Source organism: Amycolatopsis sp. NPDC051373, from assembly GCF_040689465.1.
In the GTDB taxonomy this organism is placed as follows: domain Bacteria; phylum Actinomycetota; class Actinomycetes; order Mycobacteriales; family Pseudonocardiaceae; genus Amycolatopsis.
In genome coordinates, this window is the sequence record NZ_JBFBAE010000015.1 from 27,548 (window position 1) to 47,900 (window position 20,353).

Sequence of the window (20,353 nt, forward strand, 5' to 3'; positions counted from 1 at the left end):
GGCCATCAAGAGTTCAATTTTACCGACTATACGTCGATGAGGTCCCTGGAAACCATTCATCGCGTGGGGCAACCACCCGAGACGCTAGTCTCTTTCGAATGGCCATCAGATCCGCAGTTCAAGAAGGACTTGAATATCGTAAGCGGTGAGCCTCAGGAGTGGGCAGGGCTCTTGAGCTATACCTTCAATAGGAGGATTGAAGCTTTGGAAGAGATGACGATTGGCGTGGAAGGTCAACTGGCCAGTCTCGCGTTGCCTCTAAGTGACAAGGTTGACTCCAGTCTTATGGCGCCCCCGGACCCCTCGTCAAACCCCGGGGCGGAATTGACGAGGACTCTTAAGCACTTGGTATCTCTTTCAGATAGTGATTACGACACAATCTCCTCGGCGATTCAAATGCACTACAGCGCCATACTTCTTTCGGTGCGAGAAACTAATGCGGCGTATTCATTACTGGTGGGCGCAATCGAACTTCTATCACGTCGCTACGGCGAGGTGGATAGCTCATGGGAAGGCTGGTCCGAATCTGACAGATGGGAAAATCGATTCCGTAAGATGGGGCTCGACCAGGCCCAAAAAGCTCGTATGAGGAAGTCTCTGCTCGCCGACAATAAACACCGAAACCTTAAGCGTTCATTTGTGTCATACGTGCAGGACCGACTGCCGATCAGCTTTTGGAAAGAGCCTGTGCAGGATTGGTTTTCAACTTTTGACAGTGCTCGCGGAACTTATTTGGGTGGGGAGTGGACGACTCCGCATCCTCGATTCATCGATTCGCCCACACAAGATCTGGTTCGAAGGGTACTGAGTGGGGCGTATGATACTAGAAGCGAGTTCGTCCACGCGGGCAAACGTGCCGTGAATCTAGGCGAGGAGGCAATGATTCAGATAAAACCGCAGCTAGCAAAACGTCTTCCGATCCGCGCTCTCAGGGACGCCCTCCGAGCGCTAATTGAGATCGAGCTAAGTCGTCGGGCAAAAGATTTTGTGCTACCCGAAGTGCGCATTAGTCCGCTATGGCTGCCTGTCAAGGGCTCCTTTATGTAGAAGCAACCTTTAGCGCCTCAAGTAAAAGGGTTGGGACCACGTCGATTGCCTGGTCAAGAAGGTGCTCAATCGCATTTGCGTCGGGAGATTGATCAATGGTGATCATCCTCGACCAATGATCAGGTTCGTATCTGGTCATTATCGACAACGCAAACAAGATCACCCACCAAGTAAGAAGCGGGTGAATCGGACCCGTCATCGCTCCTAATTTTGGGAACACCCAGAGATCACTTGGTCCCCGATACTTGGTTGCGAGAAGACGTGACGCTGCCTCTCGCAGATCTCCTGGAAGATCACCTTTCGTCCACCGTAGTTCGGTTCGAAGGCCAGGCCTGCCGTTATCTGTCCATCGTGACGAGTTGGCGACTTGGTCAGGCACTTCCACGGTGGATAGAGTGGGATAGTGTTGGAGGAACTTTCTGAGAATGGTGTCGTCTTCGCCGCATTCGCGCGCTGCGTCGCGGTCGAAGTTCGCGATCATGATACGACAAGTTCCTTCCTTGTCGGTTGGGAAAATGCGCGCATCCTCATATGCTAGTGTCCGAATTTTTCCTTGCTTCGAAATTGGAACCGACACTAATTCGGGAACTAGCGACCAGGCGTCGCCTATTCTAATATCGTCACGTGGTGGCAACGGATCGACTCCGAGTGCCATTGCAACTCCGGGCATTAGTCCGTTGAGGTCAGCTTGAACGGTAATGTCTGCGACGTTCTGTACGGAAGTCCTGACGGCCCTAATTCCATGACCCTTAAGTCGCCATGGAATAGTTCGTGAGTGGATTTTAGAAGAATTTTTCGGATCGGGTATTGAAGTCGTCTGCGGTAGCCTATTTGATACCGCGGCTATCGCGCGACCGCCCTGAGAAATTGCATAGAAAAGTTGTAATGCTCGCGTTGCATAGCCGGCGCCTTCGGCGGCTAGCATGAATTGCTGGGACTGCTCAAGCGAAGATTGAAAAATGGCAGTCCGTTCCGTGTCCTTTCCCGCCTCGCCTGGCGGTGTCGCCCGCAATCCGCGCAGCTGTCGCCAAACTTCCGATCGTCCGGGCAAGCTGATATCACGCCACGTCGTCATTCGGTCCTCGTCTTGTACACGTTGATCTGATCCAACGCTCGCCAGGTATGTGCGGCGAGTTGAAGTTGAATGGCTGCCGAACTTGGCTCTATGGGATCAAGGCGCCGCCGACGGCGGCGCGGGGTTGCGCGGCGTTCGGCGGGTCCGCCCGGTGCGACACGGACGGCCTGCCGCTCCGCTCCGGCCGCCGGTCGCGGGCGGCCCGCCGGAGGTGCCGGCAGGCACAGCGCCGCCGTCGACGGCGAGTGATCCAAAGACGCGCATGCGGGCAAAGTCGCCCAGGCGGTCCAGACCGTTACAGCCCGCTCGTCACCCGTGGCGGCCCGCTTCCTCGTCGGCGATCGTTTAGCACCGCCTCGACGCCATCAAGGGCGCCTGACGGCGTCGCTGCGCGATGGTCGCAAGCGCCCACCCTTGACGGCGCCGAGGCGGTGCTAAAGGCGGCGTGGACGAGGATGACGGGTTGGCCTGGCCGCCACTCAGAGGGCGGGCCGGACGCAGAGGGCCAGGCCGTCACCAGGCCGTCAGACGTCAAGATCGGTCCGGACGCGACCGGACCCAACCGACGCAAACGAGCAGGTCAGAGGCGGTCTGCTCAGGAACGGCCCCAGGCCCAGTGACCGCCTGGATAGTTCATGAACAAGAAATCTATACGCCTCTGATGTCGGAGGATTGTCAGTGCTGGCGCCGTCGGGCTGTCTTGGATCTCGGACAGGCCGACAGCGCTCGAAACTCGGCAAGCGCCGTGGGCGCCGCTGAGTTTCAGGACCGTTCACCGATGGTCGGACTTTGAACTCGATTGGCCTCTTGATCATCCGTTCGATATCTTGTTGCCAGATCCTCCTGATCATACTGTTGAATGTGTTCGCGGGGAGTCAGTGTCGTAGCGTGAATGGCGTGGGGCGGACCTGAGCGCTGCCGATTCTGATTTCGCATGTCTGACGTTCGTGCGGGGGAATCGTGAATAGACGTGTTATTTTCCTGGCGGTCGTGTCGACCTGTGTCACGTTGGTCGCGTCGCCGATTGACATCGCGTACGCAGCTGCTGGCAGGCTATCCACTCATGAGGCCGCTGTGCCCGGTCTTGAGCCCCCAGGTGCCGCGGCCAACCTCGTCTACCTGGACGGCAACGGCCGGAAGATTTCGGAGCCTGGCCAGCTTCCGACGGCCAGCGATTCGGACTCGAGCCCCGGTTTTTACTCTGCTGCCATCGGATGCACACCGGAGAGTGGCCGGGACAACCCGCATTACTCGTCAGGTGACGTGTCGGGACACGGGTGGTGGAAAAAGGGAAGCTGCACAGCGGACACCGCTACGGTGTACAACTGCCTGTACGAGTTCTACACCGACGATACCTACCGACAGAAGGCTTGTGCACCGTCAAGGGTCTTGAGGCCTTACACCGGAAGTGGGGATCGCACCGTGGCGCGCGCGACGTGCAACCGACTGCGGGGCTCATTTCGTGGCGGAATCACGTCGACGTTGACGTCGACGGGCAGATCGACACCGCCGAGCAGCCTTACAACCAAGCGAACGTGAACTGCTTCGTGTCTTGAGGCACCGCGCCTCTTGCTTCCGCCAGCGTATGATCTTATTTCGGTAATGTGTGCAGGGCGAGTCCGGCACACGAACGGGTGGACAAGGAGTACTGTGACCCTGGAGTACGAAGCGGATACCAGCGTCGCGCACTGGCTCCTAGAGTCAGGAACCCCCGATGGCCAGCTGATGCTCTTCGGCCCAACGGGTTACGAAGCCTACGCCCGCATCCGCTTTATCCCCGACCCCACGGAGCCGAGGCAGCAAGAGGCCGACGTGCGGCTCCCGCTCGACCACAAGCCCGACCTGTGGCAGACCCAGCGGGTGATCCACCGGCTCGCCGGGTTCACCACCGCCAAAGATGGCTACTTCTGCGTCTGGGAGGGCTACTCCGACCTGCCGCTGCCCACCTACCACGACCTCTTCGAGCTGCCCCACCGGCGATACGCGATCTTCAAGGGACCTTTGACCGCCATCGACGACTGGGCCGACGAACTCGGCTCCGGGCAGCCGATCGCGCCGCCCGCGTTCGTGTGGCCGGGGGATCGGGCGTGGTGCGTAGCGGTGGACGTGGATCCGCACTGGGCCGGGGTGGGAGCCGCGAGCGAAGCGATCCAAGCACTGACAAATGACTCAGACCTCGACGCAGTCGAAGCAAACCCGGAGCAACGCCAGCCGCAGTACGGGTAACAACGTCACTTCCTGCGGATCAGCCCGCCGAGCCAGCCCGCGAGCACCGTTTGCGTTTCCGCGCGCACAGCGGTCGGGTCGTCGGCTGCGGCGATCATGCGCGCGGCTTCCATCACGGTGCTGAGGATGAGCTGGGCCAGGGTCCGGATGGGCACGTCGACGATCAGCTCCTCCGCGTGGGCGCGTGACAGTGAAGTCACCAGCAAGCCCAGCCCGTGTTCGCCCTCGATTTCGCGCCAGACGTCCCAGCCGAGGACGGCAGGGGCGTCGGTGAGGGAGATGCGCTGGACCTCTTCGCGCAGACAGGCGTCCAGGAACACGCCGAGGGCGGTAGTCATGCCGGTCAGGGGATCGACGCCCGAGGTCATCACCGCGGCGACCTCGGCGGTGAGCTCGATCTCGACCTCCTCCACGACCGCGCGGAACAACCCGACTTTGTCGCCGAAGTGGTGGTAGAGCGCGCCGCGGGTGACGCCGGCCGTGCGGGTGATCTCTTCGGCCGGCACGTCGTGGTAGCCGCGCGTGCCGAAGAGCTCGCGGGCGGCGCCGACGAGGGCCGCGCGCGTGCTGTCGGAACGTTCCTGCTGAGTGCGTCTCACCCGGCCTAATCTGCCATGACGCTCGCGAACTCGACGATGTGCCCGGCGAGCACGTCGGGCTGGTCCTCCGGGACGAAGGTGTACGAGTCGGCGATCTCCACAACGCGAGCGTTCGGCAGCAGTTCGGCCAGCCGGTAGGCGAAGCGCACCGGAAACAGCTTGTCCTCCGAAGCCCAGGCCAACAAAACCGGCCGCGAGAAGGACCGCAGCTTTTCCGCGGCCGCCAAGGTGTGCCGGGGGTTCACCGAGCGCAGCAGCTTGCGCAGGTCACGCCGCACGCCCGAAGACGCCCGCAGGTGAAGCAGATAAGACTCCGCCACCGAAGGGGCAAGCGGCTTCTTCGCCACCCACCCGAACAACAGCGGCAACGGCCACAACGCCCGAACCCGCAACAGCTGCCCCAGCACCGCCATCGAACCCGGCACCTTCGCCACCACCGGCAGCGGTTTGAAGATCGGCGGGAAGAAGTACTCGAAGCTGTCCGACGGCGTCAGCACCACTCGCGCGACACGCGACGGGTAGCGGGAAAGCAGGATCTGCGTCACCGCGCCGCCGGTGTCGTTGGCGACGAGCGTGACGTCGTGCAGGTCGAGGGTCTCGAGGAAGTCGCCCAGCAGGGTAGCCATGCCCGGGGCGCTCAGGTCGGCGTCGGCGCGCATCGGGATCTCGTGGGCGCCCATCGGCAGATCCGGGGTCAGGCAACGGAATCCGGCGTCGGCGACGGCGGGCACGACCTTGCGCCACAGCAGCGCGTTGGTGAGCACCCCGTGCACGAAGACGACCGGTTGCCCGGCACCGCGTTCGTAGTAGCGCACCTCGCCCTGCGGCAGGCGGATGCGATGGTCCTGTCCGAGTGAGGAAGTCATGCGACCAAGATACATACATGCAGTCTGTATGTAAATGCGGCGGGAACATGACTGTGCCCGCCGCACCCGGAAGAGGGTGCGACGGGCACAGGGGGATGGGTCAGGAAAGTTCGGCAGCCAGCTGGGAAACGCCCCAGCGCAGGTCCTCTTCGGACACCACGAGCGGCGGCGCCAGCCGGATCGTGCTGCCGTGCGCGTCCTTCGCCAGCACGCCACGGCGAAGCAGGCCTTCGCAGACGTCGCGGCCCGTGCGGTCGCGCACGTCGATGCCGGCCCACAGGCCGCGCACCCGCACCGCGTCGACCGCCGACGAAGGCAACTCGGCCAAGGCAGCAGCAAAGATCCGGCCCAGCTCCTCCGCCCGGCGCTGCGGCTCACCGGTCTTCAGCTTCCGCACCACCGCCGTCCCGACAGCGCACGCGAGCGGGTTGCCGCCGAACGTGCTGCCGTGCTCGCCCGGCCGGAACACGCCCAGCACGTCACGGCTGGACACCACGGCCGACACCGGCAAGATGCCGCCGCCCAGCGCCTTGCCCAGCACGTACATGTCGGGCACGACGTCCTCGTGGTCGCACGCGAACGTCCGCCCGGTCCGCCCCAGGCCCGACTGGATCTCGTCGGCGACGAACAGCACCTGAGCGGCAGAGCAAATGGCGCGAACCTCACGCAGATACCCCGAAGGCGGCAGCACCACACCGCCCTCGCCCTGGATCGGCTCGATCAGCACCGCCACCGTGTCCTCGTCCACCGCCGCACGCAGCGCCTCAGCGTCGCCGAACGGCACGGTCACGAACCCCGGCGTGAACGGTCCGTGGTCGGCGGTGGCCTCGGGGTCGTCCGAGAACCCGACGATGGTCACAGTGCGGCCGTGGAAGTTGCCGCCCGCCACCACGATCTTCGCGCGCCCGGCCGGCACGCCCTTCACGCGGTAGCCCCACTTGCGCGCCGTCTTGATGGCCGTCTCCACGGCCTCGGCGCCGGTGTTCATCGGCAGCACCATCTCCATGCCGCACAGCTCGGCGAGCTCGGAGGCGAAGGTGCCCAGCTGGTTGTGGTGGAAGGCGCGGCTGGTCAGGGTCAGCCGGTTGAGCTGAGCGTGGGCGACGGCCAGCAGCTCGTCGTCACCGTGGCCGAAGTTGAGGGCGCTGTAGCCCGCGAGCAGGTCGAGGTAGCGCCGGCCTTCGACGTCGGTCACCCACGCGCCCTTGCCTTCCGTGAGCACCACGGGCAGCGGGTGGTAGTTGTGGGCCAGTGCGGCTTCGGCGCGTTCGATCTCTTCGCCGGTGATGGACATTTCTCTCCGCTTCGAAAAAAAATCAGACGAGGGTTCCGGCCGGCTGCGAGGCCGCCGGCTCGGGTTCGGGCTCCGGCGCCGGCCGGTCCGGGCGGCGCCGGACCTTCTTCGGCCGGTCGAGCAGCTCGGCGACGCGGGAGAGCCCGAAGTTGATGACGATGTAGATGACCGCGGTGAACGCGTAGGTCTGCACGAAGTTGGCGTTGTACTCGCCGATCACCTGCCCGTCGCGCAGCAGCTCCGGGTAGCCGACGACGTAGCCGAGACTCGATTCCTTCAGCGTGCGGATCACCTGCGTGACCAGCGCCGGCCGCAGCGACCGGAACACCTGGGGCAGCACGACCAGCACCATCGTCTGCCCGCGGCGCAGCCCGATCGCCGCGGCGGCGTCGAACTGACCGCGGTCGAGCGAGTTGACGCCGGCGCGGACGATCTCGGCGAAAACCGCCCCGGCGTGCAGCACGATCGGGATGGTCAGCACCCAGAACGGCGGGAGGTTCCAGCCGAACATGGGCAGGCCGATGAGGAAGAAGTACACGAGCAGGATCAGCGGGATCGCGCGGAAGAGCTCGATCAGCCCGGCGCACGGGATCGAGACCCACTTGTGCGTGGACAGCCGGCCGAGGCCCATCAGCGTGCCGAACACCAGGGAGATCGCGGCGCCGGTGAGGCCGACCTCCAACGTGGTCAGCAGGCCCTGCAGCAGGTAGCGGATGTTCGACCACTCGATGAGCGGCGCCCACAGGCGCGCGGTGAGCTGCTGCACGTGAGCGAGCTGGGCGATGGCGCCGCCGACGACACCGATCAGCGCGATGACGGCCACGACGGTGGCGATCTTCAGCCGCTTCTGGCCTCGGGGCCCGAGTTCGTCGAAAAGGGCGGGGGAGCGCGACTTCATCGTCGGATGCGAACCTTCCGTTCGACGACGCCGGTCAGCTGGCCGATCGTCAGGGTGATCAGGAGGTAGCCGATGACCGCGGCGATGAAGGTCGGGATCGGCTGGGCGAAGTCGAGGTTGAACTGACGCGCCGAACCGGTGAGCTCCTGCACGCCGACCGCCGCGCCGAGTGCCGAACCGAGGCACACGTTGATCAGGATGTTGCCCAGTGGCTGCACCATCGACCGGAACGCCTGCGGCAGCACGACCTGCCGCAGGACGCCGGAGAACGTGAGGCCGATGGCGCGCGCCGCCTCGATCTGGCCGAGCGGCACGCCGGCGATGCCGGAGCGCACCGTTTCGCAGATGTAGGCGCCGAAGTACAACCCCAGCCCCAGCACGACCGACCCGAACAGCGGGACGGTCGCGCCGAGGTAGGGCAGGCCGAAGACCACCATGACCATCACGAGCAGCATCGGCGAGTTGCGCAGGCAGTGCACGTAGAACCCGGCGGCCGCCCGCAGCGGCCCGATCGGGCTGACGCGGCAGACACCCAGCAGGGTGCCGATCACCAGCGCCAGCGGAAACGCGATCGCGGCCAGCTCGAGGGTCGTCAGCAGACCGGTCAGCAGCTCACCGAGGTGCGCGAAGAGCACGGACATGGGGTCTCCGATTTCGGGGTTCGGGTCAGACGCCGGGGACGGAGCCGAGCTTCGGCGGCGCGGGCGGCGGGGTCTTCAGCAGCTTGCCGACGGTGCCCTGCCAGAGCTTGGTCCAGGTGCCGTCGGCCTCGATCTTCTGCAGGAACTCGTCGACGACCTGCTTGAACACCGGGTCGTCCTTGGGCTCGCCGATGCCGAACGGGTTGGAGCCGAACGTCGCGTCGAGCAGCTTCACGTCCGAGCGCGTCTGGATCGCGCCGAGCAGCGAAGCGTTGTTCAGCGTCACGGCGTCGGCGCGGCCCTGCTCCACCGCGGCGATGCACTGCGCGGTGGTGTCGAACAGCACCGGCTGCGCGGTCGGCACCTCGGTGACCAGAGCGGTCTTCGCCGCGCCGGACTCGGTGGCCACCTTCTTGCCGGCGAGGTCCTTGGCGGTCTTGATCGTGGTGTCCGTGGACTTCACGATGATGCCGCTGGCGGCCATGTAGTACGGGCCGGAGAAGTTCACCAGCTTGGCGCGCTCGGGCGTCATCGTGTACGTCTGGATCGCGACGTCGATGGTGTGGTTGCCGAGCAGGCCCTCACGGGTGTCGGAGCCACCGCTCTGCATCTTCGCCGAAGGCTTGCCCAGCAGGTACTTCGCGAGCAGGTCGGCGATCCCGGCGTCGAAGCCGGAGATCTTGCCGGTGGCCGGGTCGAGCTGTGAGAAGCCCAGCGTGTTGCGGCTGCCGGCCCAGACCAGCTCGCCGCGCTGGCGGATCTTGTCCAGGATCGGCGAGTGCGGCAGGTTCTGGCCCACCGGCGCGCCCGCGACGGCGTCGTCCTGGCTGATCATCTTGGCGACGTCGGCGGCGGCCGGCTTCGCGGCGGCGCCACCGGGGGCCGTGGCCGGGGCGCTGCCGCACGCGGCGAGCAGCGCGCCCGCGACGACCACCGCGCCCACGGCGGCGGTGATTCTGGTCAGCTTCATTGCTTTCTCCTTGTCACGGTGGGGAAATTCAGTGCTGGAGGGATTAGTGCTGGAGGACTTTGGACAGGAAGTCCCGCGCCCGGGCGGTGCCGGTGCGGTCGAAGAACTCTTCGGGGGTGCCTTGTTCGGCGATGCGGCCTTCGCTCATGAAGACCACGCGGTGGGCGGCGCGGCGGGCGAAGCCCATCTCGTGCGTGACCACGACCATCGTGGTTCCCTCCGCGGCCAGCGAGGTCATCACGTCGAGGACCTCGCTCACCATCTCCGGGTCGAGCGCGCTGGTCGGTTCGTCGAACAGCACGATCTTGGGGTTCATCGCGAGCGCCCTGGCGATGGCCACGCGCTGCTGCTGCCCGCCGGAGAGCTCGGCGGGCAGTTTGTCGGCCTGGTCGGCCACCCCGACTCGGTCGAGCAGCCGTCGTGCGGTCGCTTCGGCCTCACGCTTGGGAATCCCGCGGACGCGGATCGGCCCGAGCGTCACGTTCTCGAGCACGCTGCGGTGCGCGAAGAGGTTGAACGACTGGAAGACCATGCCGACGTCGGCTCGCAGACGCGCCAGGTCGCGGCCCTCGGCGGGCAGCGGCTTGCCGTCGAGCGTGATGGTGCCGGAGTTGATCTTTTCCAGGCGGTTGATGCAGCGGCACAACGTCGACTTGCCCGACCCGGACGGGCCGAGGATCACCACGACCTCGCCCTGGTGGATGTCGAGGTCGACGTCGTGCAGCACCTGCACCTCGCCGTAGCTCTTGTTCACACCGCGCAGACTGGCGAGCACGGGTCCGGTCATCAGTGACCTCCGGGGCCGTCGTAGAGCTGCCAGGGCAGCAGTTCGTAGTCGTTCTCACAGGGGTTGCCGACCGCCACGCGGTACTCGCCGCTGGTCAGGTCGACCAGGCTCGAGGCGATCGTCTTGTAGCGCTGCAGCGGGGTGGCGCGCGGATCCACGTGGGCGCACACGCCGTCGGGGTGGCCGACGTGGTCGCTCATCGTCGCGGAGACGACCTTGCGCACCTCGGCCGAGCTGGTGGCGTTGCGCGCGGCCGCGAGCCCGCGTTCGATCACCTGCACGCGGTAGAGCGAGTCCACCGGGCGGACTTTGTGCGTGTCGGCGATCTGCGGGGGTACGCCGTACTGGTAGTGGTTGCCGTGCACGAGGATCCCGTTGTGCGGCAGTCCCCAGCGGTGCACCACCGGCGTGGTCTCGTAGTCCACGGCGACCCCGCCGCGGTGGGTCACCAGCAGGTTGGTGGCGATGTGCTGGTGCACGTCGAAGGGCACTTGCAGGGCGCTCTTCAGGTAGTCGTGGTCGAGGATGAGGCGGCGCAGTACCGGCTGCGGGATGCCGATCGGAGTGCCGAAGCGGCCGTTGAGCCCGTTGGCGTTGAGCGCGATGCCCGCGGAATTGGCGCCGTGGCGGCCGATCTGGCCGGCCTCGACCTGCATGATGATCGTGGGCTTGGGTGGTTGGACCACGCGCACGAGCACCACGGAGTCCTGCGTGCCCTCACGCCAGTCCCAGTTCTGTCCACAGTAGACGTGACCGTCGCCGGTCGCCTCGGGCAGCAGCGCGAAGGAGGAGCAGCCGTCGGCGGGCTCCTCGTCTTCGGCGACGCCCGGGTTGAAGCCGCTGTCGCTGTTGCGGACGATCTCACCGCGCGCATTGAGTGCGAGGATCTCGTCCTGGTGAACGCCGGCGCCGTCGGCGATCGCGTCCATCTCTTCGAGCAGGTGCGGTGCGACGGCGGCGACGGGTGCGCGCCAGCGCCGGGCCGAGGCCTGCACGTCCGTCCACTCCAGACCCGACGAGAGCCGGAAGGCCTCGCGGTAATAGGCGATCGACGTGCGGATCTCCGCCCTGGCGGCCTCTCCGTAGGCGAGTCCCCGCTCACGGGGGCCACCTTCGATCTGGACCAACCGGACTGCCATGAATACCTCTTTCCCGGTGCTGGCGATTCGTTGAAGGTTTGCGCTACATTCATCAGGAACTTGTAGTGGCAGCTACGGATAAGATAGACCGTGCTACGAAGTTGTCAACACCTGTCGTCGTTACTACATGGTTACGACGGTGCAGGACGGTCCCACGCCATGCCAAGGAGAACCGCTCCATGACGAGCCCCCAAGCGACGCCCGACTCCGCCCGAGTCCTCGACCCGACGGAGTTCTACTACGGCGGGCCGACGCCGTTTTTCGCGCTGCAGAGCGACCAGCGCTTTTCCTACTGCCTCTACGTGCCCAGCGCCCACCGCACCTCCGAGACGCCGCTGCCGCTGCTCGTCCTGATGCACGGCACCCAGCGCACCGCGGAGCGTTACCGCAACGACTACCGCGAGTTCGCGGAGGAGAACGACACCATCGTGCTCGCGCCGCTGTTCCCGGCGGGCATCGCGCAGCCCGGTGACCTGCACGGCTTCAAGCGCCTGAGCTTCGAAGGCATCCGCTACGACCTGATCCTGCTCGACATCATCGCCGAGGTCGCCGCCCGCTTCCGCGTGGACGCCGAGCGCTTCTACCTGCACGGCTTCTCCGGCGGCGGGCAGTTCGCGCACCGCTTCGCCTACCTGCACGCCGACCGGCTGGCCGCGTTGTCCATCGGCGCTCCGGGCCGCGTCACGCGGATCGACCCGGACGTCCCGTGGTGGCTGGGCACCGCCGACGTGCGCGAGCTGTTCGGCACCGACGTGCAGGTGGAGACCCTGCGCAAACTGCCGGTGCAGATGATCGTGGGCGGCGAGGACAAGGACACCTGGGAGATCGCGGAGCCGGGGATCGATGCCGGCGGTGACACGCGCATCGAGCGGCTGACCACCTTGCGCAAGAATTTCGAGAGCAACGGGATCGACGTGCAGTTCGACGTGGTGCCCGGGGTCGCGCACCGCGGGCTGATGATCCAGCCGGTGGTGAAGGCCTTCATCGCCGGGGAGCTGGCGCGCCGGCCGTAGCGCGCGACGGGTTCACGGGGCACGGTCGCACCGTGGCGGCCTTCCCGTGGGCACGTGGATCGGGAAACGAGGGTGGGATGGGGAACGAGGAAGAGTCGCTGCGTGCACGGATCGCGCGATGCCTGCCGAAGATGTCGCGGGCCGAGCGGACCGTCGCGGAGTACCTGCGCGACCACGGCCGCTACGCCATTTTCGCGACGGCCGAGCAGATCGGCGGCGCGACGGCGACCAGCGACGCGACCGTGGTGCGCACCGCGAAGTCCCTGGGGTTCGCGGGGCTGATGGACCTGCGGCGCAGCTTGGCGCGTGAGGTCGCGCTGGAGACCAGCCCTTCGCACCGGCTGCTGACCGAGCTGCCCGACGGCGCCACCGCGGGCGATGCCGTGGTGGACAAGGTCTTCACCGACGCGACCGAGCGGCTGGCCGCCACCTGGCGGCTCGTGCAGTCCGACGAGTTCCTGCACGCGGTCGACCTGCTGGACGACGCGCGCGAGGTCCTCAGCTTCGGCCTGGGGGCCTCGAGCCTGGTCGCGCGGTACCTGACCATGCGCCTGGTCCGGATGGGCCGGCGTGCGCGTTCCACGGGCGCCACGGGGTTCCAGCTGGCCGACGACCTGCTCGGCCTCGGCCCGGAAGACGTCGTCGTGCTCTACATCCCCGGCCGGATCCTCGGCGAGATCGAGGTGCTGCTCGCTCACGCCGAGGAGGTCGGTGCGAGCGTGGTGCTCGTGTCCAGCTCGCTGGGGCCGTTGTTCGGCGCCCGGGTCGACGTCTCGCTCACGGCCCCGCAGAGCGCCAGCAACTTCACCGGCGAGATGCTGAGCGCGGAGGTGCTCACCGACGCGTTGGTGCTGCGCCTGGCCTCCCGCGACGAAAACCGCGCGACGAAGACGTCGGAACTGCTGACTTCGCTGCGTTCCGACCTCATCAACGGTGACCTGCGCGCAACGCGTTTGCCGCGGGGCGACGGGGTCACTGACAGTGCCGATCGTTACTAATCCGGCCACAGTCACGGCCGAATGGCTTTCGCGGCATCGGTTGCGTGCCGCGCGGGGGTCGGCCTACTTTTGGCCGGATTAGTAACCGGGGCCGGTCGTTTTCTCCACGCTGACGGTGCTCAGGTGCCTGCGCAGGTACTCCGCGGCGTCGGCGGTCCGGCCGGTCAGCAGCAGGTCCGCGATGTCGACGTGCTCACGGCAGCGCACCGCGGCCCGGTCGCGCGGGAGCGTGCGCCGGTACTCGATCAGGCGGCGCAGGTTGTCCACGCGGCGCAGCGAGTCGATGAAGAACGTGTTGTGGCTGCACGCCACCACGGCCTCGTGGAAGGCGCGGTTGCGGGCGAACAGCTCGGTGTTGGTCACGGTGTGCGCGGCGCCGTCGGCGAGCTCGAGTTGTTGCGCGCGAACGATTTCGATGGCCGCCTGGTCGACGACGAAGCCAGGTTCCAGCAGCGCCGCCGGCTCGAGCGCGAGACGGAAGCGGTAGCTGTCCTCATAGGACTCCTGCGACGTCAGCATCGGCTGGAACTCCCAGCCGTAGCCGGGCAGCCGCTCGATCCAGCCCTCGCCGGAGATGCGGCGCAGCACGGCCGTCACCTGGGCCGGCGTGAGGGCGTAGCGGCGCGCCAGCTCGCTCTCGCTCACGCGGTCGGGCAGGTCACCGTCGAGCCGGTCCGACGCGATGCGCAGGTACTGCTCCTCGTCCTCGTCACCGGTCTCGACGGTGAGCTCGGTGACCGGGCGGGCCACGGTGTGGCCGCCGCCGGGCTCGGCGACGGCCACCACCCCTTCGTCCGCCAGCAGGCGCAGCGCCGCGCGCACGGGTGAACGCGAAACACGCAGGTGCGCGGCCAGGGTGCGCTCCACCAGCCGCGTGCCCGGCTCGGCCGCGGTCTCGCGGATGTAGCCCACGATGCGCGCCGCGACCTGCCGGGTGAGCGGGGTCGGGGTCTGTTCCACTTACCCAGGCTAGCGCCGGTGCTCGGCATCCACCCGGGTGGTGGTGCCGGTCGCGACGATCGTGCGGGTGGCCTCCACCGAGGCGTAGGTCCAGAGGATCCGCATCGGCGCCGTCGCCGAGGCGTTGCGGAACCGGTGCGGCACCCCCGCGTCCACGTAGGTGGTGTCCCAAGTGGACAGGTGGTGCTCGGCGCCGTCGATCTCCACGATCGCCTCGCCCTCCAGGATCACCACGCTCTCGGGGCAGTTGTGCGTGTGCAGCGGGATTCCCGCACCACCGTCGAAGAGCGTCTGGCCGTTGAGGAACACCTGGGCACCCAGGGCCTTGCTCACCAGCGGGATCGTGCGCGCGCCGCCGCCGCGGTCGGCCGCGGACAGCTCGGCCGGCCGCAGCACCACGGACGGGAACGGCTTCTGCTCGCTCATCGGGTTCCTCCGAACCACACGGTCTTCACGTTCACGAACTCGCGGATCCCGTCCGCGCCCAACTCCCGACCGTAGCCGGACTTCTTGATCCCGCCGAACGGCAAGCGTGGGTCGGAGGCGACCATGCTGTTCACGAACACCGCGCCGGCCTGCAGGCCCTTGGCGAAGCGCTGGGCGCGTTCCGAAGACCGCGTCCACACGGCCGCGCCCAGGCCGAACTCGGTGTCGTTGGCCAGTGCCAGGGCCTCGTCGTCGCCCGAGACGCGCACGATGGCCGCGACCGGCCCGAACGTCTCCTCGTCGAAGGCCGCCATGCCCGGCTTCACGCGGTCGAGCACCGTCGGTGCGTAGAAGTACCCCGGCCCGGCCACCGGCTCACCGCCGGTCCGCAGCACACCACCGGCGGCGACGGTCCGGCGCACCTGGTCGTCGAGCCCGTCGCGCAGGTCCTCGCGCGCGAGCGGTCCCACGGTGGTGCCCGCCTCGGCCGGATCGCCCACCCGCAGCCGTTCGACCGCCGCGGTGAAGGCTTCGGCGAACTCGTCGGCCACGGCTTCGTCCACGATGAACCGCTTGGCGTTGACGCAGCTTTGGCCGTTGTTCAGGAACCGCGCACGCACGGCCGTCTCGGCGGCGGCCGGCACGTCGGCGTCGGCGAGGACCACGAACGGGTCCGAGCCGCCGAGTTCCAGCACCTGCTTCTTGAGCGCGGCGCCGGCCTGGCTGGCCACGAGCGCGCCGACGCGCGTCGAGCCCGTCAGCGTCACGGCGGCGATGCGGTCGTCGGCGATGAGCTTCGCGACCTCGCCGACGTCGACGAGCAGCGCCCGCACCAGCCCGGCGGGCGCCGAGGCCTTGCGGAACACGTCCTCGATCGCGAGCGCGCAACCCGGCACGTTGGTGGCGTGCTTGAGGATCGCGCCGTTGCCCGCGGCCAGCGCCGGGGCGGCGAACCGGAAGAACTGCCAGAACGGGTAGTTCCACGGCATCACGGCGAGCACCACGCCGAGGGGCTCGGCCACCACGGAAGCCTCGGCCAGCACCGGGCGCTCGGCCAGGTACTCCGCCGCGTGCTCGGCGTAGTGCACGCAGTTGAGCGCGCACTTCTCGATCTCGGCCTCGGCTTCGGCGAGCGGCTTGCCCATCTCTTCGGTGATCAGCCGCGCGTACTCGGCGCTCCCGGCGCGCAGCACGGCCGCCAGCTCGCGAAGCAGCTCCACGCGTTCGGCAAGCGGTTTCTCGCGCCACTCGGCTTGCGCGGTCACGGCCGCATCCAGTGCGGCGTCGACCTCTTCGGCCGTGTGCAAGTCGTAAGTGGACAGTGACTTGCCCGTCGCCGGGTTCACGGACCGGATCATCGAGCACCCACCGGAAGGCCGGTGACGGACTCGGAAACCGCGCCGGCGAACGCTTCGGTGCCGAGTGTTCCGCCGACGTCCGCGGTGCGCGTCGCCGGGTTGTCGAGCACGGTGTCCACCGCGCGGGTCACGAGCTCCGCACCCGCCAGGAGTGCGTCGTTGCCGTCGCGGCGGCCGCGCCAGTCGAGCAGCATCGCCGCGGACAGGATGAGCGACGCCGGGTTGGCCACGCCCCGGCCCGCGATGTCGGGGGCCGAACCGTGCTGCGCCTGGCCGACGCACACGTCGTGCCCGGCGTTGATCGAGCCGCCGAGGCCGAGGCTGCCGGACAGCTCGGAGGCCTCGTCGGACAGGATGTCGCCGAACATGTTGGTGGTCACCAGCACGTCGAACCGCTGCGGGTCGCGGATCAGCAGCGCCGAGGCGGCGTCCACGATCAGCTCTTCCAGCTCCACGTCGGGGAACTCCTGGGCGACCGCGCGGACCTCGCGCAGGAACAGGCCGTCGGACAGCTTGAGCACGTTGGCCTTGTGCACCGCCGTCACCTTGCCGCGGCGGCCGCGCGCGAGCTCGAACGCCGCCCGCGCGACACGGGCGGAACCACGTGCGCTCACCTTGCGCACGGACAGCGCGAGGTCGGGGTCGGGCATGAACTCGCCGGTGCCGGCGAACATGTTGCGGTCGGAGTAGAAGCCCTCGGTGTTCTCGCGCACGATCACGAGGTCCATGGGCTTGCGCAGGATGCTCAGGTCCTCGCGCGAACGGCACGGTCGCACGTTGGCGAACAGCTCGAAAGTGGTCCGCAGCGCGGCGGACGGGTTGATCCCGCCCTGTTCGCGCGGCGGGTACTCGTAGTGTGACACCGGGCCGAGCAGCGTGCCGTCGACCTCGGGCACGCGCTCGAGGACCGAGGACGGCAGGGTCGTGCCTTCGGTCGCGAGCGAGGCCAGGCCGATGTCGCGCGTCTCGAAGCTCAGGCCGAGCCCGAGCCGCCGATCGGCGGCGCCGAGCACGTCCAGGGTCGCCGCGGTGATCTCCGGGCCGATGCCGTCGCCGGGCAGGACGAGGACTTTCACGGACACTCCTTCCGACTGCGGATCTTCCGACTCTGGTTTTTCACTCTAGCAATATACCATCAATGTAGTGGATGCTTCAGTCTTCACATCCGTTGTAGGATCAGCTACCTTTCACCGCCAAGAGCCTCCCCGCCCGTCCGGCTCAGGTCCCCCGCTCGAGGAGATGGCTGACAATGTCGTTGCTGCTCGCCCAGGCCGTGTCCGCGGCCGAAGCAAACCCGACCCCCGAGGTGTGGCGGGTCATCACGAAAATGGCGTACTTCGCCGGCCTGATCGGGTCGGTCGGCGGCTGCATGCTGTACCTGATCGTCCTGCGGCCGGTGCTTCGCCGGCCGTCGGTCGACCCGGCCGACCGCGCGGTGCTGCAACGCCGCGCCGGCATCTACTACGCGCTCGTCGGCACGTGGTTCCTGGTGGCGCTGTACTTCCAGATCGCCGGCAAGGGCGCCCGCGTGAAGGGCAAGGAAATCCCGTTCGGCGACGCGCTGTCGCCGGCGGCGATCTGGCGCTTCATCTCGGTGCCGGGCAAGAAGGGCGACTGGATCTCCAGTGGTGCCGAAGCGCTCATCCAGTACTCGCTGTGGGGTCTCGCGGCGATCGTGCTGATGCTGGCGTTCTCGCCGCGGCTGCGGGAAAAGCTCGGCGTGCTCACGCTGACGTCACTGATCGTCAACTTCCTGGCGTACCAGGTCACGTTGCTGCCGACGAACTTCTCGAAGGCCACCTTCGACACCATCGCCAACTCGCTGCTCGACCACCTGCACGTCTTCTCCATCTCGACGTGGGTCGGCGGTATCGCGGGCCTGGTGATCCTGGCGTTCTCGCGGCGCAGGCTCTCCCTCGGTGCCGGCGACGTGTTCGCGCAGATCTGGACGCGGTTCTCGACGGTGGCGATGGTCGCGGTGGGCTGCATCCTGATCACCGGTCTGTGGCTGGCCTACTCGCTCATCGGCAGCCCGTCGGAGCTGTTCACCACGAGCTTCGGGCGCTTTCTCGTCATCAAGGTGTCGCTGGTGTTCACGATGATCTGCATCGGCGCGGCTAACGAGTTCGTGATGATGCCGCGCATCGCCCGCGCCCGTGCGGCCGGCGCCGAGGGTTCCGTCTTCCGCCTGGCGCTGCGCACGTTCCCCGTGCTGGTGACAATCGAGGTGCTGCTCGCCGTCGGCGTGCTGTTCGTGCTCTCGTTTCTCACCGGTTCGGCCCGCGTCGAGGCCGGCGACCCCGAAGACCCGACGCTGAGCGGCACCGTGATCGGCATCGGCGTGGTGCTGGCGATCCTGATCGCGGTCTCCTTCGTGACCACCGCGAAGGTGTCCGACCGCCTCGCCCGCTCGGCGGTCCGCGCCGACGCGGTCGAGCAGCGTGAGGCCGTCGCCGCGGAGAGCTGAGCGTCAAGGGCTCATCAGGGATTTGTCTTGGTGTGTCAAGTCTCCGTCGGGCCCATGCCCGCCCCGCCGTCGTTCGGGAGACCTTGAGGGTCCTGAACGAGAAGGTGGTGGCGGGCATGGGCACGGTGGTTTCCGCGGTGGTGCTGATCGGTCTTTCGGCGGTGCTGGCGTTGGCGTTGCGCGTGTCTTCGCGGAGGTGAGCGGTTCTTGCCGTGACAGCGCGGTCTAGTTCTGCGTGTCCTCGGTGAGCTCCGTGGTGCAGGAGACGTCTTTCCCGGTGCGCTGATCGACCTGCTTCTGCTCCACGGTGATCCGGCAGGTCGCCGGGCCGTTCTCGGCTTCGACGTGCAGGGTCACCTTCCCGAGCCCCTCGGGGATGCGCGCGATCTCGGTCGGAAGCGTCGCGGTGGTGACGTCAGGCTGCTTCGAGCCCGGGTAGGTGAGCGTGATCTTCGCGGGGCCTTTGCCGTCCACGGCGAACCTCGTGTCGTAGGTGTAGCTCTTGGCGCCACACGCCGCGAGCGGCAGCACCAGGGCGGGAAGCAACAGAGCGACGACGGCTTTCTTCATGCCGCTCAGCTTGGTGCGCACCTGGCGCGATCACTTCGGCCGAACGGCCGGAGCGCCTCCTCCTTTCGGCCGGATCGTGCGGCGGATGAAGTCGCGGATGGCCGGAAACGCGGGCTTGGGCGAGTAGTCGTCCCGGAGCAGCCCGAAGCCGCTGGTCCAGCCGGCGTCGGAGCGGGTGTCGCGAAGGCCGAAGAGTTCGTACGCCGCAACGCCGACGTCCGAGTCCACAATGGTCTGGGCGACGGTTTCCAAGACCACGCGCTGAGTGGCTTCGTCGCGGTCGTCGCCGGTGGGCCAGCCCGTTTCCGTGATGTGGAGGGGTGTGGTCGCGGGGACGCCGATCTCTGTGGTGACCGAGCGGAATCCCGTGAGCAGAAACGTCACGGCGCCGGCGAGCTGCTCGTGGGGGATGCGGCGGAAGACGTCGGGGAAGACGTCCAAGCCGAGGAAATCCAGGCGCGCCAGGTGGTCCGGGCCGATCGCCGCGGCCAGTCGTCCCCAGAACGCGGGATCGGCGGGACCCGCGGAGTTGACCCCGATCCCGACGTCGACGCCGAGACGCTCGCGTTCGTCGAAGGCCGCGGCGACGCCGGCGCCGACGGCCTCGAAGCAACCCGGGCTGCCGCCGTCGAGTGGGGCCGGCACGTTGAGCTCTTCGCCGACCTGCACCTTGCCGCCGCCCCACGCGGCGACGTCGCGGACGGCCTGGCGCACGAAGTCGGCGAAGCCCTCCGGATCGGGTTCGCGGCTCTGGTAGCACGCGACCAGGTCGATCAGCCGGCCCTCGCCCGCGTAGAGCTCGGGCCGCTCGGGCGTTCGGGACCACTCGTTCCCGAAGTGCCGGTAGCAGCGGACGTAGAACTCCGGCGCTTCCCCTTGGAGTTCCTTCAAGGCCGCCAAGGTCGCGCCGGGGTCTTCCGGCGGGCAGGGCAGCGGCTTCAACTCGACCAGGTCGGCGTCGACGACACCGGGCCAGATCCCGAAGATCACAGGTACCTCCTCATAGCCGTATACGGCTA

20 protein-coding genes are annotated in these 20,353 nt (G+C 67.2%); 5 read left to right on the forward strand and 15 right to left on the reverse strand.

Translation table 11 applies throughout. From position 1 onward, the window contains the following. The first annotated feature begins 36 nt into the window (after positions 1-36). Positions 37-1,047: a hypothetical protein gene (locus AB0383_RS27195; RefSeq protein ID WP_366188878.1), complete on the forward strand. Its 1,011-nt coding sequence runs from the start codon at positions 37-39 to the stop codon at positions 1,045-1,047. On the opposite strand, the gene AB0383_RS27200 is transcribed toward AB0383_RS27195, so the two are convergent. Continuing rightward, positions 1,040-1,702, reverse strand: a complete 663-nt coding sequence (locus tag AB0383_RS27200; protein WP_366188879.1) for a hypothetical protein — start codon at positions 1,700-1,702, stop codon at positions 1,040-1,042. The genes AB0383_RS27195 and AB0383_RS27200 overlap by 8 nt on opposite strands. Before the next feature lie 2,070 nt (positions 1,703-3,772). On the opposite strand from AB0383_RS27200, the gene AB0383_RS27205 reads away from it, so the two are divergent. Then, the gene (locus AB0383_RS27205) at positions 3,773-4,348 is read left to right on the forward strand and encodes a hypothetical protein (RefSeq protein WP_364181187.1); all 576 of its coding nucleotides are present in this window, start codon (positions 3,773-3,775) and stop codon (positions 4,346-4,348) included. A gap of 5 nt (positions 4,349-4,353) precedes the next feature. Here the strand turns inward: AB0383_RS27205 and AB0383_RS27210 are convergent, their stop codons facing one another. The 8 genes from AB0383_RS27210 to AB0383_RS27245 all read right to left on the reverse strand — a co-directional run bounded on the left by AB0383_RS27210 (position 4,354) and on the right by AB0383_RS27245 (position 11,542). After that, positions 4,354-4,947: a TetR/AcrR family transcriptional regulator gene (locus tag AB0383_RS27210; protein WP_364181184.1), complete on the reverse strand. Its 594-nt coding sequence runs from the start codon at positions 4,945-4,947 to the stop codon at positions 4,354-4,356. A gap of 5 nt (positions 4,948-4,952) precedes the next feature. Then, on the reverse strand, positions 4,953-5,813 hold the full coding sequence (locus AB0383_RS27215) for an alpha/beta hydrolase (protein WP_364181181.1): 861 nt from the start codon (positions 5,811-5,813) through the stop codon (positions 4,953-4,955). Positions 5,814-5,913: 100 nt separating this feature from the next. Then, complete coding sequence (rocD, locus tag AB0383_RS27220) at positions 5,914-7,107, reverse strand: ornithine--oxo-acid transaminase (RefSeq protein WP_366188880.1); 1,194 nt, start codon at positions 7,105-7,107, stop codon at positions 5,914-5,916. A 22-nt stretch (positions 7,108-7,129) separates the two neighbouring features. Beyond that, positions 7,130-8,005: an amino acid ABC transporter permease gene (locus tag AB0383_RS27225; RefSeq protein WP_364181178.1), complete on the reverse strand. Its 876-nt coding sequence runs from the start codon at positions 8,003-8,005 to the stop codon at positions 7,130-7,132. Further along, entirely contained in the window at positions 8,002-8,646 is a 645-nt protein-coding gene (locus AB0383_RS27230) for an amino acid ABC transporter permease (protein WP_220243445.1), read from the reverse strand. Before AB0383_RS27230 ends, AB0383_RS27225 begins: the two co-directional genes overlap by 4 nt. 25 nt (positions 8,647-8,671) lie before the next feature. Then, complete coding sequence (locus tag AB0383_RS27235; RefSeq protein ID WP_364181176.1) at positions 8,672-9,616, reverse strand: transporter substrate-binding domain-containing protein; 945 nt, start codon at positions 9,614-9,616, stop codon at positions 8,672-8,674. 43 nt (positions 9,617-9,659) lie between these two features. Beyond that, positions 9,660-10,403, reverse strand: coding sequence for an amino acid ABC transporter ATP-binding protein (locus AB0383_RS27240; RefSeq protein WP_364181174.1), 744 nt, complete (start codon positions 10,401-10,403; stop codon positions 9,660-9,662). Continuing rightward, positions 10,403-11,542, reverse strand: a complete 1,140-nt coding sequence (locus AB0383_RS27245) for a C45 family peptidase (protein WP_364181172.1) — start codon at positions 11,540-11,542, stop codon at positions 10,403-10,405. Before AB0383_RS27245 ends, AB0383_RS27240 begins: the two co-directional genes overlap by 1 nt. Before the next feature lie 179 nt (positions 11,543-11,721). Here AB0383_RS27245 and AB0383_RS27250 point away from each other — a divergent pair, with 179 nt between their 5' ends. Together AB0383_RS27250 and AB0383_RS27255 are read left to right on the forward strand one after the other, a co-directional pair. Continuing rightward, entirely contained in the window at positions 11,722-12,555 is an 834-nt protein-coding gene (locus tag AB0383_RS27250) for a PHB depolymerase family esterase (protein ID WP_364181170.1), read from the forward strand. 77 nt (positions 12,556-12,632) lie between these two features. Beyond that, a complete protein-coding gene (locus tag AB0383_RS27255) occupies positions 12,633-13,553 on the forward strand; it encodes a MurR/RpiR family transcriptional regulator (RefSeq protein ID WP_364181168.1) in 921 nt (306 codons plus the stop codon). A 78-nt stretch (positions 13,554-13,631) separates the two neighbouring features. Here AB0383_RS27255 and AB0383_RS27260 read toward each other — a convergent pair whose 3' ends face one another. Genes AB0383_RS27260 through AB0383_RS27275 form a run of 4 tightly spaced genes read right to left on the reverse strand, consistent with a single transcriptional unit; the run spans position 13,632 to position 17,373 of the window. After that, positions 13,632-14,513, reverse strand: coding sequence for a GntR family transcriptional regulator (locus AB0383_RS27260; RefSeq protein ID WP_364181165.1), 882 nt, complete (start codon positions 14,511-14,513; stop codon positions 13,632-13,634). A gap of 9 nt (positions 14,514-14,522) precedes the next feature. Beyond that, positions 14,523-14,939, reverse strand: a complete 417-nt coding sequence (locus AB0383_RS27265) for a cupin domain-containing protein (protein ID WP_364181162.1) — start codon at positions 14,937-14,939, stop codon at positions 14,523-14,525. Then, positions 14,936-16,297 (reverse strand): NAD-dependent succinate-semialdehyde dehydrogenase, encoded by a 1,362-nt coding sequence (locus AB0383_RS27270; protein WP_364181159.1) that lies wholly within the window; start codon positions 16,295-16,297, stop codon positions 14,936-14,938. The genes AB0383_RS27265 and AB0383_RS27270 overlap by 4 nt, the downstream gene beginning before the upstream one ends. Further along, the gene (locus AB0383_RS27275; RefSeq protein WP_364181156.1) at positions 16,294-17,373 is read right to left on the reverse strand and encodes an isocitrate/isopropylmalate family dehydrogenase; all 1,080 of its coding nucleotides are present in this window, start codon (positions 17,371-17,373) and stop codon (positions 16,294-16,296) included. Before AB0383_RS27275 ends, AB0383_RS27270 begins: the two co-directional genes overlap by 4 nt. A gap of 173 nt (positions 17,374-17,546) precedes the next feature. Here AB0383_RS27275 and AB0383_RS27280 point away from each other — a divergent pair, with 173 nt between their 5' ends. Beyond that, positions 17,547-18,764: a CopD family protein gene (locus AB0383_RS27280; RefSeq protein WP_364181153.1), complete on the forward strand. Its 1,218-nt coding sequence runs from the start codon at positions 17,547-17,549 to the stop codon at positions 18,762-18,764. Positions 18,765-18,989: 225 nt separating this feature from the next. Here AB0383_RS27280 and AB0383_RS27285 read toward each other — a convergent pair whose 3' ends face one another. Continuing rightward, a complete protein-coding gene (locus AB0383_RS27285) occupies positions 18,990-19,334 on the reverse strand; it encodes a hypothetical protein (RefSeq protein WP_364181151.1) in 345 nt (114 codons plus the stop codon). A 30-nt stretch (positions 19,335-19,364) separates the two neighbouring features. Beyond that, positions 19,365-20,324, reverse strand: a complete 960-nt coding sequence (locus AB0383_RS27290) for a hypothetical protein (protein ID WP_364181148.1) — start codon at positions 20,322-20,324, stop codon at positions 19,365-19,367. Positions 20,325-20,353 lie beyond the last annotated feature (29 nt).

Coding starts and splice junctions, on each gene's coding strand:
- AB0383_RS27195 (WP_366188878.1), top strand. CDS start 37: ATGAGGTCCCTGGAAACCATTCATCGCGTGGGGCAACCACCCGAGACG.
- AB0383_RS27200 (WP_366188879.1), bottom strand. CDS start 1,702: ATGGCACTCGGAGTCGATCCGTTGCCACCACGTGACGATATTAGAATA.
- AB0383_RS27215 (WP_364181181.1), bottom strand. CDS start 5,813: ATGACTTCCTCACTCGGACAGGACCATCGCATCCGCCTGCCGCAGGGC.
- rocD (WP_366188880.1), bottom strand. CDS start 7,107: ATGTCCATCACCGGCGAAGAGATCGAACGCGCCGAAGCCGCACTGGCC.
- AB0383_RS27225 (WP_364181178.1), bottom strand. CDS start 8,005: ATGAAGTCGCGCTCCCCCGCCCTTTTCGACGAACTCGGGCCCCGAGGC.
- AB0383_RS27230 (WP_220243445.1), bottom strand. CDS start 8,646: ATGTCCGTGCTCTTCGCGCACCTCGGTGAGCTGCTGACCGGTCTGCTG.
- AB0383_RS27235 (WP_364181176.1), bottom strand. CDS start 9,616: ATGAAGCTGACCAGAATCACCGCCGCCGTGGGCGCGGTGGTCGTCGCG.
- AB0383_RS27240 (WP_364181174.1), bottom strand. CDS start 10,403: ATGACCGGACCCGTGCTCGCCAGTCTGCGCGGTGTGAACAAGAGCTAC.
- AB0383_RS27245 (WP_364181172.1), bottom strand. CDS start 11,542: ATGGCAGTCCGGTTGGTCCAGATCGAAGGTGGCCCCCGTGAGCGGGGA.
- AB0383_RS27250 (WP_364181170.1), top strand. CDS start 11,722: ATGACGAGCCCCCAAGCGACGCCCGACTCCGCCCGAGTCCTCGACCCG.
- AB0383_RS27255 (WP_364181168.1), top strand. CDS start 12,633: ATGGGGAACGAGGAAGAGTCGCTGCGTGCACGGATCGCGCGATGCCTG.
- AB0383_RS27265 (WP_364181162.1), bottom strand. CDS start 14,939: ATGAGCGAGCAGAAGCCGTTCCCGTCCGTGGTGCTGCGGCCGGCCGAG.
- AB0383_RS27270 (WP_364181159.1), bottom strand. CDS start 16,297: ATGATCCGGTCCGTGAACCCGGCGACGGGCAAGTCACTGTCCACTTAC.
- AB0383_RS27280 (WP_364181153.1), top strand. CDS start 17,547: ATGTCGTTGCTGCTCGCCCAGGCCGTGTCCGCGGCCGAAGCAAACCCG.
- AB0383_RS27285 (WP_364181151.1), bottom strand. CDS start 19,334: ATGAAGAAAGCCGTCGTCGCTCTGTTGCTTCCCGCCCTGGTGCTGCCG.